The organism is Bacillus sp. 2B09, assembly GCF_003946835.1.
Classification (GTDB): Bacteria; Bacillota; Bacilli; order Bacillales; family Bacillaceae; genus Bacillus; species Bacillus altitudinis.
Map to the genome: position 1 here is coordinate 770,560 of NZ_RPSG01000001.1, position 17,600 is coordinate 788,159.

Here is a 17,600-nt window from a genome sequence, read left to right on the forward strand (position 1 = left end):
TTCATCTGCAATCCCCGGAGGTGTATGCATATGTATGACTATCAAAACAGCGCTTCACAAATGTATGGCATCATTCAAAAGCAAACACAGCAAATCATGATGCTTGAAAAAAGGCTTAACGAGCTTCAGCAGGAAATGCAAATGATCAAAGATAAACCGACAACAACGATTGAACGGATTGATTATCAATTTGATCAACTGAAAATCGAGCGGCTGGAAGGCACATTAAATATCGGCCTCAATCCATCTGATCCAAATAGTGTTCAAAATTTTGAAGTGGGCCAAACAACAACCCCGGGAATTGGAATGATGCAGCAAGAAATGGCTGATCAATTTTTCAATCAAACACGCCAGCTTGTGGATGCATTCTTAAATGAAGAAGCACCGCAGCTTCTTGAAGAACTAGAGCAGCGATACGAAGGCTCGCTTGATGAAAGCAACAAACACCATATCATTGAGGACATTCGAAAACAAATAGACAGCAGAATCAAATATTATGCGGGGCAGCTGCCACAAAGGGAAGATATGACCCCGCTTCAACGTTCCGAGCAAATTGCTGAATACGTGAAACATGATGTCAAACGGGCAATCGAGCACTTTTTAGCCCATATTCCAAATGAAACGAAAGGAGAGGAAAACGGATGAATTTCACAGTCGTCAATCGCAACATCGAAACCGGAAGCATTAAAGTAGTTGGGGTATCGTCCTCTTCCCTATTTATTATCGGGGACACGGACCATGTACAACTGTCATCGATTTTCGATACACCGCCAGAATCTTTAATTATTGGCCCGTTTGTTCCTCTAGCCCCTCGATAATGATCAAGCGCACATCTCAAGTGAAGTTCTCGAAGGTGAATTCTGTCGGGATTGCGAGTGTTGTTCAAATTGGTGATACACAAGAGCTATGTCCGAACGTGAAGGTGTTAGCTGTTCAGCGAACCATTAGTTTGTTTTATGGAAATGAAGCTGAAAACCTAGATGCAAAAGAATTTGAAGTGTATTATGAGCCGCTCCCATTGATGCTGCCAGAACGAGCGGTTAGAACGGCCTTTTATCATGAAAAGCCTCTCATTAAAGTGTCGTCCATTCATGTAGAAGGGGTCTCTTCCTCCTCTATCTATCAAATTGGCTCTACGTGCGGAATAAATGCCGTTGCGCGAGTGAAGCATATTCGAGAGTTATTTAGCAACAATGACGAACATCCGCCAAACTCACAATTGGACCTACCTGCGCATATGATGGTGATATGACTTCGAATAAAGGATGTCGATTATGCCAGCAATTGTCGGACCCATTTACATTAACTCGATTTCTGGGGGCGTCGTAAACGTCGGTGACTCATTTTATCTTTCGCCTAAAAGTTCTTCAAAATCTGCTTTAGGCTCTGGAGCGGGGAATACCGGAGATTTCTTGATTTTAAATAATGGCATTAGCGCCACCAACTATGTGGATCCTGACTTAAATGATCAGAATATGGTAGGCAATGCATAAAGCGGCTCCTCTACACTCATTTCATTTAGAGGAGCGCTTTTTTATGCTTATTTCTTTCTGCGTTGTCTTGATTTCTTTGTCTTGACCAGCTTGCTTGCCGGCTGCTTTCGAATCCATTTGATGTACGGAACAAGCTTTTCATCTTGTCTTAGGGCATCCAGCGTATTCAAACGTGCGGCAAGCTCCTGGTTTGTATAAAGAGCATGTACTTGTTTATGGCAAGGGATACACAGGAAGGCAGTCGGTAGAAAGGCCCCTCCTTCTTCTCTTGGCGTTAAGTGATGTTCTGTAAGGACGACCTCTTGTCTTCCGCACAGCTCACATAATCCAATCGTTTGCTTTGCCATCCTGAGATCACCTCACTTTACATTAATTCCATCGAGACTGTTGTTCCTTTCCCGCTTGGATCTGCTGGGTGGACAATCAGTTTCTTTGGCAGTCTCATCTTTAATTCTTCCACATGGCTGATCACACCAACAGCTAAATTTTGAGATTGTAGCTTCTCTAATGCTGTAATCACCGTATCTAACAAGTCTTGATCGAGTGTACCAAATCCTTCATCTAAGAAGAAGAATTGCAGCGGGAACTCACCTCTCAGCTGAATTTGTGCAGACAGAGCAAGGGCAAGTGCTAAAGACGTCAGGAAAGTTTCTCCCCCAGACAAGCTGGATACCGGACGTCTGACACCTCCATTGGCATCATCCCGCATCACAAAACCGCCCTCTGAATCGACTTCAATGGCATACCTTTGTCTTGTCAAAATCCCAAGACGATGAGAAGCATCACGGCTGACACTTTCTAGCTGTTCTTCTGCTAGGAACTCAACAAATGTATTCCCTTTAAACACAGTTTGAAGCTTATCCAGCCGGTCAATTTCTTGCTGCAGTTCTTCAAGGCGTTCATGAATGCTTGCAAAGCGCTGATGGTTTGCTTCAATCACTCGCAGATGCTCCTGTGCAGATCCACTCAGCGCTGTCGCTTCTTCAAGCGCTTTTTCCGCCGCTTCTTTTTTTAGTTGAATGTCTGTCCACTCGTCTTCATCCAGCGACTCACCTTTTAACAGTTCCGAAATTCGCTTTAAGTTTGCTGCACATTGCTTTCTTTTATCCTCAAATTCATCAATTTCCTGTTTGACTGTAAGACGTACAGATCGATCCATTAAAGCAGGTGCTATCTCCTGAGGATGAGCAAAAGGAGTAGATGCTGTTTCTTTTTGCCACGCTTTCTCAGCTTCTTGTTTTCGCCGCTTAGCCTCTTGGAGCTGACGTTCACTGCTTGAGAAATGGCTTTGCGCCTCACTAAATAATTGCTGTGCATGCTTAAATTGCTCGTACGATTGCTGTTCTTTTTCATTTAGATGAGCAAGAGATTGTTGAACTTCGTCCAGTTCATCAGAAAGAGAAGCGGCTTTTAAAGGATATCGCTGTAAATCTGTTTCATATTGATCGATCAGGTGTTGCTGGCTTCCGAGCTTATGCGCCAGCTTATCGAGTTCCTTCTCTAGATCGTATATGGCTGTTTGCAGATGCTCTTTTGCCTGCTGTTTTTCCTCTAGAAAAGAAATACTCTTCTCAATACGCTCTTGATAACCTTCCGCTTGTTGATCCTTTTCGTCAATTTGTTGCTGCATTTCCTGCACTTGGTTGATTGTCAGGTGAGGAAAGGTCTGTTCAAATTGCGTCAGTTGTTCGGAAAGCTCAGATCGAAGCTCCTTGATCAGCATGTCTAGTTCTTGTATGCGCTGCTGCTCAAATGTCAGTTGATCTTTGACTTTGCTCATTTCTGCCGCTTGATCATAAGTGACGTCCATTAAACGAGCTCGTTTGCTTTCGATTGCTTGAATATCTTGTTTTACGCCTTTCCATTCTTGAATCAGCTGGTGCAAAGACTGCGGATTCTGTACTGCTTCTACTGCTGCAGCTACTTCCGAATCGGGGGCTTTTTGAGATAAAAAGGAGAACTGTTTAACTAATTGATTGGCATGCGTTTCAAGCAGCTGCTTTGCAGCAAACATGTCTCTAGCATATTCCTCTGCCAGCTTGAGCTCTTTATCTATTTTTACAATCCATTCATCAATTTGGGCCACCGTTTCTTCATGAACATTGTCTATCACAGCCTTTGGATCATGATGAATCGATCCACAAACAGGACATGGTTCACCGTCTACTAGCTCTGCCGCTAATTCTTTTCTTAATTCTGCCGATCTGACAACATCACGCTGTTTTAATTTTTCTTGTTTTTTGTCCTGCTCTTTATGACTCCATTCTGTAAGACCTCGTTCAAATTCACATACATAAAAATACAATTGTTCTATCGCTTGAAACGATTGATTTATTTTTTCATGATGATCTTTTTGCTGTTTTTGAAGCTTTTCATACGATTGTGTCGCCTGTGCTGAACGCTGTCTTAGCTCCTCAATCTTTTGTTCTTCCTTTTGAATGCTCACATTCATTCTTTGAACATTTTCACTGAAACGAAGTGCGTCTTGTACAAGTTTTCGCTCTTTGACAGAGACTTGTAATTGTTCCAGCTCATGCTTCAACTGTGTTTGTTTCGCAAGCGCACGCTCTAATAAAGATTGCACGTTTTCGGCTTCCGCTTTTTTTTGAGTCAATTGCTGCGCTTTTTCATGGTTTTGCTGCTCTAGTACGGTCTTTTCCTGAAGAGCTGTTTCTTTTTTTCGTTCAATTTCTTTTAATTGAATCAGCTGCTCTTTCTTTTGAAGAAGCTCTGGCTCATTTTCCATTTTCTTTTGCCGTGTTTGCTCATACTCCTGCGTCATTTGATCATAGATCGTTCGTTGATGAAGTAAATGTTTTTCTGCTTCCTGCTTCTCTTTTGATGCTTGAGAGAGCTGCTTTTCAGCCTTTGTTAATGCATCCGCATAAGGCTTTAATGTATCTGCCTGCTCTGCAATGCGAAGTTGATTCTTTTTCTCTTCCATCGTTGGTGCCAGTAGATTGAGTTTGTTTTGTTCCTTCTCGTACGCTTCTTGTTCCTTTTGATACTGCCAGATGGCTTGCGCTTTTGTAAAAGTAGTGAACGCTTCGTCCCGCGTTTGTTTTTTCTCAAGAAAAATAGCTTGCGCCTGCGCAGCTGCTTCTTTAGCTTTCGCTAATGCCTCTGGACCAGCTTCTCCTAATCCAGTCAGTTCAGCCAGCAGTTCGTTTTTCTGACCATAGTGATTTTGAGCCTTTGCGCGTAAACGTTTGACGAGCTGATCACCATATTTCTCCAAATTAAACAAACGCTGCAGCATTTGGCGTCTGTCGGCTCCTTTCAATGAAAGGAATTCCGCAAACTTTCCTTGGGGTAAAACAACCGCTCTCGTAAAATCGTCAATGGTTAAACCAAGTAATTCTTCTATTTTACGATTGACCTCACTTGCTTTATCTGCAAGAACTGTCTGCGTATCACCAATTTCAATCAATCGGCATAACGTCGTTCTAACCTTCATTTCATCTGCCCGTTTAAAGGCACGTTCCACTTTATAAGAAATATGGTGTTCCCTTTGCAAAGCGAACGTAAAGGAGACAGACAGCTTTTCTTCAGCTTGGTTCAAAATACCATGCGTATTATTGAGTGCACGTTCGACCTTGCCATAGAGTGCTAGTGTCATGGCATCTAATATAGACGATTTTCCGCTTCCAGTCGGTCCAAAAATACCAAACACACCTGCATCACATAAGGAGCTAAAGTCAATGGTTTGCTCTTCTCTGAAGCTATGAAGTCCTTTAATGGTTAGCGTGATCGGCTTCAATTCGCTTCCTCCTCTTGCATGTCATTGGCAAGCTCTAAAAATAGCTTGACGGTTTTTTCATCAGGTAGACCTCCACCTGTCTGACGCTCATAAAATTTCACGAACCGCTCTTCAATCGAGAGCTTTTCCACTTGTTTTTGTTCTTCTTTTTGCTGTAACTCTTTAAACTTTGGTCTAATATGGACAAATCCACTATGCTGTTTTCTAAGCTGATGAATTTGTTCGATCGACAGCTGATCTGTTAAGTGAATCTCTAAATCAATCCAGGCTTGAAGATCCCGCTTTTCATCCAGCCAACTGTGTACTTGGCTCAGTCCTTCAGTCGCCTTCCACTTCATAAGTGGTTTACCGCTTGATAAAAACACTTCTTTCCAGCTTGCTGTTTCATTCGGTTTTGCATCCACAATGGTGACTGATTTGGCGTAGCCTGCTTCAGAAAAGCTGTATGCAAGTGGAGATCCAGAATAGCGGGCAATCGTTTTGGCACGTTTAATGGTTTGGGGGCGATGTAAATGCCCCAATGCGACATAACAAGCCGCCTCAGGCAGACTTTCGGCCGCAACGGTATATGCGCCTCCCACTTCAATCGGCCTTTCCGAATCCGTTTGACTGCCACCTGCCACATAAATATGACTTGTTGCGATATTGACCGTATCCGCCTGAAATTGGCTGCTTAAATGTTGAAACATTTGTTGTATTTTTAAATTGTACTGATCACGAAGCAGTTTCTCTTCAAATGTTTCAGCCAGCACTTCGTTTAGCCTTGCTTCGGACGGGTAAGCGAGTGCTGCAATAGATAGACGTTCACTTGCAGAAGGAACATCGACATGAATTAAATCATTTGTCGGATATCCAATTAAATGAATCCCCTGCTCATTCGTTAAAGGAGATGCGGCTGATAAACGGTCTGGGTTATCATGGTTGCCAGAGATCACAACCACCTGACGCTTTCCTTTATCAGATAATGCAGACAGACTTTCATAAAAAAGCTGTTCTGCGCGAGCAGGAGGGTTCACTGTATCAAAGGCATCTCCAGCCATCACAACGACATCAATGTGTTCATCCTTGACGATTTGATTTAATTCATCTAAAAACTCAGCTTGCTCCTCAAGCCGGCTTCGGCCTTCAAGGGTTTTCCCTAGATGCCAATCCGCTGTATGCAGAATCCTCATGTGATTCACCTCTCATTCATTCCACCTATAAAGAAATTTCTAGATTTCCATCAAAAAAATAAAGGATTTTTTCCTCTAATGTTCTGTTTGTTAAACGTTCTACCGCTGCTGTATACAACGATATTTGCGTTTCATAGCGTTTTTTTAACATCGCTTCTGCTTCCTCAAATCCACCTGAGAATCTGCCAGTCACTCGATCTGTTTTATAATCAAGTAAATAGAGCTTGCCATCTGCTTCAAATAAACAATCAATCATTCCTTGAATGAGCACAGGTTCACCTTCTGCATCAATATGGCTGTATACCTCTTTAACCGGTAAAACCATACTAAACGATACTTCTCGTTTCACCCAGTCCGCTTTCCGCAGTTTTTGACCAATAGCAGTAGAAAAGAAGGCCACAATTCCTTCTCGATTGATGGACTGGATTTGTTCATCTGTTAGTAAGTCTTTCTCTTTTAAAGAATGGACCAGCTCTTCTACACGAGATTCATCATATGGTTCATTTGAAGGAAGAGGGATATGCTGCATAACTGTATGCATGGCCGTCCCTTGTTCTGCGGCTGTGAGTGTTTTTTTCTTCATAAAAGCCGGTCGTTCGTACAGTGTCGCATGAGCTTTTCGAATGGAAGAAGGCACACTGTATTCATCCTGTATTTCTTTCATTCTTTTGATTTCAGAAACTGACTGCTTTGTCCCTACTTGGGAGGCCGCTAAATATGGATAACGCCATGAAAGTCTTTCTTTTACTTCCTCCTCGTAATCGCCATATCCTTGAACAGGCACACCTTCCATTAATGCTTGTACCACTTCGTCTTGTTTTTGTTTTTCAAGTGATATGTCTTCTTGTAGAAGATCGGACGCTTGATGAAAGGTGATAGAAAATGATGATGGATGCGAGAGAACGACTTCTCTCGATTCTTCTAAAAGAGAAGACATCGCTTGATGACGGATAAGAGCTGGGCCAATAAAATCTAAGTATGTTCTCGCTTGATATCGTTCAAAATCAGGAAGAAGCCAGTCGTCTCCGTTTGCGGCATTTTGCCACTTGCTTAAAGCTTTCACTTGATTTTTGACAGAGCCGACTAAAAATAATTTTTCCTTTGCCCTTGTGAGCGCCACATATAGAACCCTCAGTTCTTCAGATAATAGTTCTTTTCTCATCTTTTTTTTCATCGCGATCAGCGGTAATGTTGCATAACTAATTCTCAGCTCAGGATGAATATATTTGCTGCCAAAACCTAATTCTTTATCGAGCAAATAGGACTGGTTTAAATCCATCATGTTAAAGTTCCTGCCAAGTCCTGCAGTAAACACAACAGGGAATTCGAGTCCTTTACTGCTATGAATGGTCATCATGCGGACAACATCCTCTGTTTCACTGAACGTTTTTGCCGCTCCAAGATCATCTCCACGCTCTTGCATTCTTTCAATAAATCGAAGAAATCGAAACAGCCCTCTAAATGCAGCCTTTTCATACTGTTTCGCTCGATCATATAAAGCCCGAAGGTTTGCCTGTCTTTGCTTACCTCCTGGCATCCCGCCGACATAATCTAGATATTGTGTATCTCGGTACACTTCCCAAATCAGTTCTGCTACCGAATGCTGAATCGAAAAATCACGCCATTTGCGTAATTGAAGGAAGAAACGCTCCAGCTTTCTGCATGTCGGATGATCAGAGTGTGTCACACTCATAAATGCCTTCACAGCGTCATAATAAGTGCCTTTTTTATCACTTGTTCTAATCAGTGCCATCTCATTTTCGTCTAAATGAACAAGAGGTGACCTTAAAACAGCAGCGAGCGGAATATCTTGATATGGATTATCAATCACTTTTAACAAAGAAAGAATGACAGATACTTCTGTAGCTTCAAAATAACCTGAGGAAAGATTCGCATAAACAGGGATTCCCTGCTTCTTCAACTCTTCCATCATTTGCGGAGCCCACGGCATTGAGCGAAGCAAGATCACAATGTCTCGATACTGCAAGTTGCGGGTCAGCTGCTGTTTTGCATCGTACACTTGAAAAGGCTGTTCTACAAGTTCTTTTATTTTCTTCGCAATCACTCTCGCCTCAAATTGTACCGTCTCTAACTCTTCTCGTTCTTCATCGTTTTCTGTGTCGTGCTGATCTAAATGAACAAGAAGCATTTCTGACGTCGTGTCTTCGCTTTGCGGATAACTCGCTCCAAGCTTTAATTCAGCTTGTTCGTCATATTCAATTTCTCCAACTGTTTCTCCCATCAGCTGTTTGAACAGAAAGTTGGTACTGTCTAATACATCAGCCCGGCTACGGAAGTTTTTATTTAGATCAATTCTTTTACCTGTTTCATTGCTGTCTGCTTTAAATTGTTTATATTTATTTAAAAAGAGCATCGGCTCTGCAAGTCTAAAGCGATAAATGGACTGCTTCACATCACCAACCATAAAGCGGTTGCCTTCGGCAGGATGTTTCCCTTTAGACACAAGCTTTAAAATCGTTTCTTGGACAAGGTTTGTATCCTGGTATTCATCCACGAGTACTTCTTCAAATTGCTGTTGATAGTATTTAGCCGCTTCTGTTTCAATGAGATTTCCTTCTGCGTCCTGCTTCGCTAAAATGCGCAAACAATAATGTTCTAGATCCGAAAAGTCTACGATTGATTTTTCTTGTTTTGCTCTTTCGAAACGCTCTCCATATTGAATCACAAGCTCTACAAGTGTTTCTACAACTGGCTTCATTTCAGCCAAGCTTTTTAAATGCTGATCGGGACTGCGCATAAAGTATTCATCTTTTAGCTTTTCTAATTGTTTTTTGGCTTGATTGCGTGCATCTGTTGCTTTTTCTAACAGAGCCGGGTCATAGTCATCCCCTTTGCAAGTCTTTAACCTTTTAAAATTGATGTTTGGCAAAAGCTCATAAAGTGTCCCAAAATCATCTTGATGCCTTATTAATTCATTTACTTGCTCTAAATCATCTATAAAATTCTCTGCTCTCGGTGCTGGACCGCCCGGCTCTTTTGATAAAGTGAGCGCTTGTTCCAGCAGTTCCTGACAGCTTCTTAAAACGAGAGAAAGGTCCTCTTTGATATATGGATAAAAGGGTAATTCTTCTACCTTTGTCTGTGTATCCACATCATAAAGAGAAAGGAATGCCCGCATCCATTGTTCGGGAGCTGGATGTGACCTAGAAAACTCATAAATTCTTTTGACAAGCCATTGAAGATCTAAATCATGCCGATCAGATGTGTAACGATCAACGAGTTCAAAGAATGACGGCTTTCCAGCCTTATACTCATCCTCAAACAGTTCATCTAACACTTCATCTCCTAATAATTCTCCTTCTGTTTGATCAGCCAAACGAAAACCTGGATCAAGGTCAATCTCATAATAAAAGGTACGGAGAACTTGCAAACAAAAAGAGTGCAAGGTAGAAATATTGGCACGATTCATAAGTGACAGCTGTCTCCGCATATGAAGTGATCCAGGGTTTTTAGATAGTTCTTTTTCAAGTGCTTCAGTGATCCGGTGCTTCATTTCTGCTGCTGAAGCATTGGTAAAAGTCACTACGAGCAGCCTGTCCACATCAACTGGCTGCTCAGGCCGAGTCATTTTTCGAATCAGCCGTTCAACCAAGACCGCTGTTTTCCCTGACCCTGCCGCCGCAGCAACAAGAATATCTTGTCCTTCTGAAACGATGGCGTTCCATTGGTCATCTGTCCAAGTACTGTTATTCGGTTTTGGTATTTGCATACTGATCCCCTTCTTTTTTGATCCGGTCTAACATGACATCATCCTTCTCAGAGGTGAGCACCCTAAATTCATTATCTTCTATTGATTCATCAAATTGGCAAATAGACTTAAAGGAGCAAAAGCGGCAAGGGGTTTGATCCTTTAATTTATATGGGTTTATCTCTACCTCACCGCTTGTAATTCTTTCTCCTGCCTCTTCAAAGGTTCGCCGAACGTGTTTTGTGAGAATGTGAAAATGATCTTCACTTAATACCGCAGAGTCAGATCGGAAAGAACCATCCTTTTTCAAACCAGCTTGGATGACTTGTGATCTTCCTGATTCGAGTGTTTGATCCATCAACTTCACTGCTTCCACATCTTCGAGCAATAGACCCTTCATTTTAAATTTCTTCAATATTTCCTGCTCAATTGCATCTTCTCCAAGCGGAATAGGCGCTTGAATCAGCGGGTCATGAATATGGAAGTATAAAATTCCTGCCGGTGTCGCTTCCATGCCAAGCCATTCTTTAGAATACGTAATGGTCAGGTCTAAATAAGTGAGCATTTGCAAGGCTAAACCGTAGTAAACTTCTGCTAGATCAAGCCCCTTCTCACTGGACTTATAGTCGACAATTCTTAAAAGAAGTCCTTTTGATCCTTCTGCTTTATCCACTCGGTCAATCCTTCCAACAAGCTCCATCGTGCAGCCGTTTTTTAATTGAAAAGTAAACGGCGGCAGAGGTCCTTGACCTCCAAAACCTAACTCAAGTCCAACCGGAGAGAATCCGCTCACTTTTGCATGTTCGCTTAATATAGAAGACACCCTGATGAGGATTTTTTGAAGCTTTTCTTTTATATAAGCATGCCGATTAGAGCTTAATAAAATTTCTTTTTGTAGACGTGGAGCTAGCTGTTCAATTGCATGCCTTGAGTAGGTCACACAATCTTCCTTCGTTAAGTTTTTCCAATCCTTTTTTTGTTCAACAAGCGTATCTGAAATCAGTTTTAAAGCCGAGTGAAAGAGCTGGCCGATATCAGGTGCTTCTAATTTGTAAAATTGTCGATCTTTTAGTTTTAACCCGTGGGAAGCAAAATGAGAAAATGCACATGCATTGAATTTCTCCATTCTTGAAACACTGCCCTGAATATGGTCACCGTAAAGTTCTTTTGTGACATTCGGATTTAAACGTTTCGCTCTATTTGTAAAGAACAAGCTGGACATGATTTTTTTTGATACGTCGCGGTTGGACGAGGTCATCAAATGATTATATACACTCCACCATACGCCGCTGATCCGATATTGATTGAGCCATTGTTGCAGCTGCGAAACGGTATAGGATAACGAGACATGCTCGTTTGTTACAAATTTTAATTGCTCCTGATCATCCAACTGCTCTGGATCTAACACATAGAGGGCTTGCTGATGGTTTGGCATCAGTTCCTCACAATACTTGATGAGGGTCGAAGGCAAAAGAGACCGCCCTTCCGTATCTGAAGCTGAATAGGATACATACAGGTAGTGCGATGGACTGGACAGCGCTTGATATATCAAAAATTGTTCATCCAGCAGCCGTTCCTTCCCTGTCTCTGCCAGCTCTGCTCCTGCCCGTTTTAACCATTCCCGGTCGTCTTCAGACAATACACTTTCATCAGAGGGCCGTGCAGGTATAACCCCATCATTTACTCCAATGACAAACGTACACTTTACTTGATACATTCTGGATAAATCCATACTTCCGATAAACACTTGATCAAGTGAAGGGGGAATCAAAGCGAACTTAAGAGAGGACAGTCCTGTATCTATCATCTGTTGAAATAATGGAAATGAGAGCTCCTCCTCGCCCAGCATTTCAACAAATTCATCCATCAATTGAATGACAGCATCCCACACTTGCCCATGCTGCATCGCTTCAGCTAACCTGCCTGCTTCTTCTGCCTCAAGCCTTGCCTTTTCAAGCTTTTCTGGCACTTGGGCTTCTTCTAGAAAGACATACACTGCCTCCACCATGTCTCTTAGCTTTTGCGCTTTTTTCAATCTTTTTTGCAATTGAAAGAGAGGCGGAACAATCCATTCTTTTACATCATTCAGCATTTGCTCCATTTCTATTTCTTGATCGGTTTGTCCAAAATCTTCATCTAGTGATTGGAAGCGGCGATAATGAAATCGTGAACCATTCGTCCAGCGTTCACCTTTTACACCGTAAGCAATACAATAGTTTTCAAGCTGATCCGCCTGTTCTCTTGCTTTGTTTTTAGCGAGTTCAAGCGGAAATAAGAACTCCGTTTTCACGCAGCGAAACACCGCCTCATACCGCCAGTTCCCTTTTATGACATCGAGGCTCGAACGAATGAACTCAATGAGCGGATGATACTGCATCGATTCATTTCCATCAATAAAGAAAGGAATATCGTAATCTCGAAACACCTCTTTTAACGTATCTTTATAGTCGTCTACATGTCTTGCAACAATTGAGATGTCTCGTAACCTAAGACCTTCCCCTCTTACTAAATCAAGAATATCTCTCGCTACTCCCTCAATTTCAGCTCGTTTATTTGCACTTTTCGATACGGTAAGGTGAGGCGTTTCTTCTTGATACGGCTGCAAAGGTCTCTGTTCATATTGATTTTCTAAATAAGCTAGATCTGGGGTATGAAGATGCCGCTTATTTCTCTCCAAAATGTTCTCAGAAATAGCCGCTCCGCACTCTTTGGCCAACTGATAAAGCTGGGAATATGTCTTACCTGTCATGCGAAATAAATCAAGTTCATTTGGCTGCGTGTCATGATAGGAACGATCCACTGTGAATGCAGCTGTTATTTTTTCTGCATGTAGCAAAAGCTGTTCAATGACAAGAAGCTGCTGGGGGGTAAACTGATAAAAACCATCTATATAAATGTGTGCCCCTCTCAATTCTTCTGATAAAGGAATTTGCTGAGCCAGAAGTGTCAAGTAATCCTCTGAGTGCACATACTCATCTTGCAGATGCTGCTCCATCTGCTGATAAAGAACATGAAGATCATGCAATTTTTCCGCCGCACGTCTTTCTTCTGTATACTCTGAATGCATACTGGATGCCGAGATTTTTTCAATATCCTCCGGCATCATACAGTACCTTTTGAATTCAGCCATCGTCTTTTCTATTTGCTCAACAAATCCCGGTTTATCACTCGCCTTTTTGAATACCTTAAACTTGTCTTTCTGTTCTTCTATTACTTTTCTTAAGAGCATTTGAATTCCTGTGCTTGTGACAAATTGACGGTTCGCACCGCCAGTCTGCTGTAATATAGACCAGGCAAGCCGAGTAAAACTAAAGACTTTGGCCCTGATCATTCCACCAGCTTCAGATGTTTTTGCAAGCTCATATTCCATTAAAAATGTCATTTGATCCGGGACTAAAAAAATGATTGGCGGACCCAGCGGATCAAGCCGAAGTTGTTCTTTGATTTCTTCTAGAATTGCAGTCGTTTTTCCACTCCCTGATCTGCCTGCTAAAAACTGAATCTCCACGTTCCACAACACCTTTCTTATGTACTCATATTCTAGCGAAAATAAAGGTAAATAGCTATTTTCCTATCACCTTCCCTTTCTCCTCCGATTGAAAAGAAAATAGGCACCTTTCCCGACTCTTTTCATATCATAAACCATCATGATCTAAAAGGAGGCTGGCAATATCATGTATTACGGTTATTATGACTACTCGCCATATGACATGCGCCAAAACACAAGGATCATTGCAGACCTTGAAAAGGCCATCAATGGCGAATATTCTGCGATCCAATGCTATGAAAAACTTGCACAAAAAGCAAAAAATCCTGAAGCGAAAAAAATCATTCAAGAAATACGTCAGGATGAAGTCAGACATTATCAGCTATTTACAAAGCTATACTATTCTTTGACTGGTAAAAACCACAAACCAAGCATAACAGAGCCTTGTCCAGACCAATTTAGGGAAGGTCTCTTATTTGCCTTTAAAGACGAACAAAAAACAGTCGATTTTTACTTAACGGTATCAGACTATGTCCGTGATCAAGGAACAAAGGAATTAATGAAGCGTATTGCTCAAGATGAACAGCAGCATGCTGTCTGGTTTCTATATCTTTTAACGCACCATGTTTCTTAGTTACCCCTATTTTAATAGGAGATCGTATGTTCCGTCAAAAAATGAAATTGCTTTTTTGCTCATTCAATATGTGAAATAAAGGGCTGTCATCATCAAAACGACTCTTCGCTTTTCCTTTTTTAATGATAAAACGACCTTTTGACCATAAAAAAACTCCTCTGCTACAAATCGCAGAAGGAGTTTTTTGTTATTTAATGAAATTTTGCTTCATTGCTTTGTTGCTGTTGTTTTAACAATCCATCAATCGAAAGCATCTTGCTGCCACTAAGTGTCAAGTAAAGCGCCATGACCATTAAAGAAAGTTCAAATTCATAACCGCCCACAAATCCTCTTGCAAAACCAACTGTGATAATGGCTACAGCCATAATTGGCACAAATAAAGCTGCGAAAAGACGTGTGCCTAAACCTAGAATCAGGGCAATTCCACCAACCAGTTCAATTGTTTTGACAATATAGGCCATAAATTCAGGAACACCAATTTGACCAAAAAATGCCGCAGTGCCTCCTAGTCCACCTTGATATGCTTGAAGTCCATGTAAAAAGAAAATAATGCCTAAGATGACGCGTACAAAAAGTGTTCCTATTTCTTGATTTGTTTTCATATAGTGATTTCCTCCCATTTTTACACTACATCATGTAATGTTCATTCGTAAAAAAAATTAGTAATTTAAGTTGAGCATAATCATTAAGACCAACATGAGGATGGTTGATGTCACAATTGGGATAAGTGGTACATTGAACGGTATGTTGTATGTTGGGTTTAAGATTTTTTGGATTCTTAAATTCAATGCTCTATCTCCAAAGGACACGGCAAATTTCGTTTGTTTTTGAAACTGGGTTCTATTTTTAATGAGTTTCAAAAGGGCTTGCCCTACTCCAAGCTCAGTCCCTGTCTGCTGAATGGCATAGTCATCTGCAATGACTTCACGAAAAACGGAGTAACTTTGTCTCATATGCTTTAACACAGGAATGTACCAAATCACTTTTGTGAGCATAGAGAAAGTGAAAGTCTTTAAAGGATCGTAGCTGTATTTGTGATGTAATTCGTGATAGACAACAGCATCGATTTCTCCTTCATCCAGTATGTCTATAAGCGCTGTTGAGAGATACACTTTTGGCCGAAGCATCCCCATTGCGAAAGCAAGCGGTTCATGGCAATGAAACACAATGATCTCATTTCTATACTTGTCTGATAGACTTTGCGTTGAATGTTGATCGACTGCCATCATCATATTTCTTTTGAAATGAAGATACTTTCTGACCTGCTTCGTCATATAGAAAACGGCAAAACCAAGCGTATACAAGACGAACGCATCCAGAAAATACTTTAACGGAGTGAATCCATAAAATTCGAGAACAGATTGACACACATGGATCAGGTTATATGCTTGATTCCAGCCAAAAAAACTTGAGAGTACATAATAGCCCATCTGGTAAAAGATCACTAAGCCAATCAATATACCGCCTAAAAACAGCAGACTCGACTTCATTTTAATCATGTCGTTTCTCCTCTTTTTTGGATGCAAGCCTTGCTTCGAGTACCTTCAGTAATTCAGGATCAGCACTTTCAATTGCGTCCACCATATGATTGACTGCAAGGGGGCCGAAATCATCCATCAGTCCTTGAGTAATCCATTTCGTTTGCTCATTTAAAAATTCTTCTTTTGTTAAAACAGGGTTATAGATAGATGAACGCCCTTTTGTTTTCTTTTCCACAATTCCTTTTTCGGTTAATCGATTGAGTACCGTCATGACCGTGTTGAAATTAATTGGCTTCTCATCTGACAGCTTCTGCTGTACCTCTTTAATCGGCATATCCTCACCTTGATAAAGGATCTCCATAATCCTTCCTTCTAAAGGACCGAAAAAGCGGTTCAATCCCTTTTCATTATATTTAAAAGAAGGAATTTTCATGTCATCACCTCACACTAAGCATTGTAGTGTAATTGAAAATGATAGTCAACCGATAACAAAAATAGGGGAAAATCGTTGTATATTGTATTTGTTTTTGACAAAAATTATATGACATTTATATCAAAAACAATTTTTTCTAACAGAGTTAACCATAAGATAATCTTATGAAAATACTAAAAAAATTCGTATTTTATTTATAGAGACTTTTGTATTATAGTGAAGATAACAACATTTCACTTACTGAACAAATATACAGGAAGAAGGTTTATACGTGATGAAGCAAGGAAACAGCCTTCGAACCGATCTCATTTTGATTGCGGTAAGCGGTTTAGGTGGATTCCTTTTATCTCTAACAGGGATGTCTATCGGCTGGATGATTGGCACATTAATGACAGCTGCATTTATTGCCCTGCGCCGTCCCGCCCTGTTTCAGCGTAAAGGAAAGAATACCTTACGTATTCACAGCAGATGGCTACTCCTTGGTCAATTCATTCTCGGAATCGAACTAGGACAAAAAATGAACATGAAAGTCCTTCACATTTTCGCTGAAAATTGGCTTCCCGTGAGTTTCATGCTCGTCTTTTCTATTTTATTAGCCATGCTCTCCGGGTTTGTCTTATGGAAGCTGAGTAAAACAGATATGCTGACTAGCTTTGTCGGCACTGCCCCCGGCGGTCTTTCCGCTATGCCGGGCATCGCCCAAGAGGTTGGAGCAAATACAGCTGTAGTGAGTCTCGTACAAACGATACGTGTGTTAATGGTCGTACTGACCATTCCATTTACGGTATTTTATTTAAATACAAAAAGCCAATCAGATGTGGTAGTCGCCCAAGGCAGCGCCTTCTCATCAGGCGTTTTCACAATATCAAACATTTCTTGGACTGCTGCACTCATTTTAGGGGCATGGCTGATGTCACGCCTAGCCGTGCGTCTTCACTTTCCCGCCCCTTGGCTCATCGGCAGTATGTTAGGTGTGGCAGCTCTCCAAGTAGGGGCAGGCGCCTTGACAGGTCATGATTTGATTCCTTACTGGCCAGCCCAAGCGAACATTGCGTCACAGGTATTTCTAGGGGCAACCATCGGGTCAAAAATGAATAAACAAATGTTTGTCGGGTTAAAAAATACCTTGATTGTGGCCGTCGTCAGCTCAGCCGGATTGATTGCTGCGACCGTTCTCAGTTCAATTGCCATTGCAGAAATAACAGGTATTTCTGTCATTACGGCCATTCTTGCTTTTTCGCCTGGCGGTATTGCAGAAATGGCCACAACAGCTGTTACACTTCATGAGGATTCCACCTTTGTTGTGGCTGTACAAGTCGTCAGAATTATTTTGGTCATCGCCATGCTGCCACCGTTTTTTCGTTTCTTACATCATGTCTGGGCAAAAAGACAGACTGATTATAAAACCGCTAAATAGAAAAAGCCGCTCTA

Annotated in this window: 14 protein-coding genes; 6 read left to right on the forward strand and 8 right to left on the reverse strand. The window is 41.3% G+C overall.

Annotated features, from left to right (window positions below; genetic code table 11):
- The first annotated feature begins 30 nt into the window (after positions 1-30).
- From EBQ12_RS03980 to EBQ12_RS03995, 4 genes are read left to right on the forward strand one after another with little or no spacing between them, the layout of a single operon-like run.
- Entirely contained in the window at positions 31-645 is a 615-nt protein-coding gene (locus EBQ12_RS03980) for a spore germination protein GerPC (protein WP_008348607.1), read from the forward strand.
- Positions 642-818 carry a germination protein GerPD gene (locus EBQ12_RS03985; protein ID WP_003210893.1) on the forward strand — a complete coding sequence of 59 codons (177 nt, stop codon included), beginning with the start codon at positions 642-644 and terminating at the stop codon, positions 816-818. The genes EBQ12_RS03980 and EBQ12_RS03985 overlap by 4 nt, the downstream gene beginning before the upstream one ends.
- Entirely contained in the window at positions 818-1,252 is a 435-nt protein-coding gene (locus tag EBQ12_RS03990) for a spore germination protein GerPE (protein WP_057079723.1), read from the forward strand. Before EBQ12_RS03985 ends, EBQ12_RS03990 begins: the two co-directional genes overlap by 1 nt.
- Before the next feature lie 22 nt (positions 1,253-1,274).
- The gene (locus EBQ12_RS03995; RefSeq protein WP_003211468.1) at positions 1,275-1,493 is read left to right on the forward strand and encodes a spore germination protein; all 219 of its coding nucleotides are present in this window, start codon (positions 1,275-1,277) and stop codon (positions 1,491-1,493) included.
- Positions 1,494-1,540: 47 nt separating this feature from the next.
- On the opposite strand, the gene EBQ12_RS04000 is transcribed toward EBQ12_RS03995, so the two are convergent.
- Genes EBQ12_RS04000 through addB form a run of 5 tightly spaced genes read right to left on the reverse strand, consistent with a single transcriptional unit; the run spans position 1,541 to position 13,642 of the window.
- Positions 1,541-1,840, reverse strand: coding sequence for a hypothetical protein (locus tag EBQ12_RS04000; protein WP_017360217.1), 300 nt, complete (start codon positions 1,838-1,840; stop codon positions 1,541-1,543).
- A gap of 17 nt (positions 1,841-1,857) precedes the next feature.
- Entirely contained in the window at positions 1,858-5,253 is a 3,396-nt protein-coding gene (gene sbcC, locus EBQ12_RS04005) for an exonuclease subunit SbcC (RefSeq protein ID WP_125589097.1), read from the reverse strand.
- Entirely contained in the window at positions 5,250-6,425 is a 1,176-nt protein-coding gene (gene sbcD / locus EBQ12_RS04010) for an exonuclease subunit SbcD (RefSeq protein WP_008348619.1), read from the reverse strand. The genes sbcC and sbcD overlap by 4 nt, the downstream gene beginning before the upstream one ends.
- Before the next feature lie 25 nt (positions 6,426-6,450).
- A complete protein-coding gene (gene addA, locus EBQ12_RS04015) occupies positions 6,451-10,155 on the reverse strand; it encodes a helicase-exonuclease AddAB subunit AddA (protein ID WP_125589099.1) in 3,705 nt (1,234 codons plus the stop codon).
- Positions 10,133-13,642 (reverse strand): helicase-exonuclease AddAB subunit AddB, encoded by a 3,510-nt coding sequence (gene addB, locus EBQ12_RS04020; protein ID WP_125589101.1) that lies wholly within the window; start codon positions 13,640-13,642, stop codon positions 10,133-10,135. The genes addA and addB overlap by 23 nt, the downstream gene beginning before the upstream one ends.
- A 166-nt stretch (positions 13,643-13,808) precedes the next feature.
- On the opposite strand from addB, the gene EBQ12_RS04025 reads away from it, so the two are divergent.
- A complete protein-coding gene (locus EBQ12_RS04025; RefSeq protein WP_007499129.1) occupies positions 13,809-14,255 on the forward strand; it encodes a ferritin-like domain-containing protein in 447 nt (148 codons plus the stop codon).
- Positions 14,256-14,446: 191 nt separating this feature from the next.
- Here the strand turns inward: EBQ12_RS04025 and EBQ12_RS04030 are convergent, their stop codons facing one another.
- Genes EBQ12_RS04030 through EBQ12_RS04040 form a run of 3 tightly spaced genes read right to left on the reverse strand, consistent with a single transcriptional unit; the run spans position 14,447 to position 16,169 of the window.
- Positions 14,447-14,857, reverse strand: a complete 411-nt coding sequence (locus EBQ12_RS04030) for a DoxX family protein (protein ID WP_008348626.1) — start codon at positions 14,855-14,857, stop codon at positions 14,447-14,449.
- A 57-nt stretch (positions 14,858-14,914) separates the two neighbouring features.
- A complete protein-coding gene (locus EBQ12_RS04035; RefSeq protein ID WP_035392496.1) occupies positions 14,915-15,754 on the reverse strand; it encodes a M56 family metallopeptidase in 840 nt (279 codons plus the stop codon).
- Positions 15,747-16,169 carry a BlaI/MecI/CopY family transcriptional regulator gene (locus tag EBQ12_RS04040; protein ID WP_007499135.1) on the reverse strand — a complete coding sequence of 141 codons (423 nt, stop codon included), beginning with the start codon at positions 16,167-16,169 and terminating at the stop codon, positions 15,747-15,749. Before EBQ12_RS04040 ends, EBQ12_RS04035 begins: the two co-directional genes overlap by 8 nt.
- Before the next feature lie 274 nt (positions 16,170-16,443).
- On the opposite strand from EBQ12_RS04040, the gene EBQ12_RS04045 reads away from it, so the two are divergent.
- On the forward strand, positions 16,444-17,586 hold the full coding sequence (locus EBQ12_RS04045) for an AbrB family transcriptional regulator (protein WP_048002596.1): 1,143 nt from the start codon (positions 16,444-16,446) through the stop codon (positions 17,584-17,586).
- Positions 17,587-17,600 lie beyond the last annotated feature (14 nt).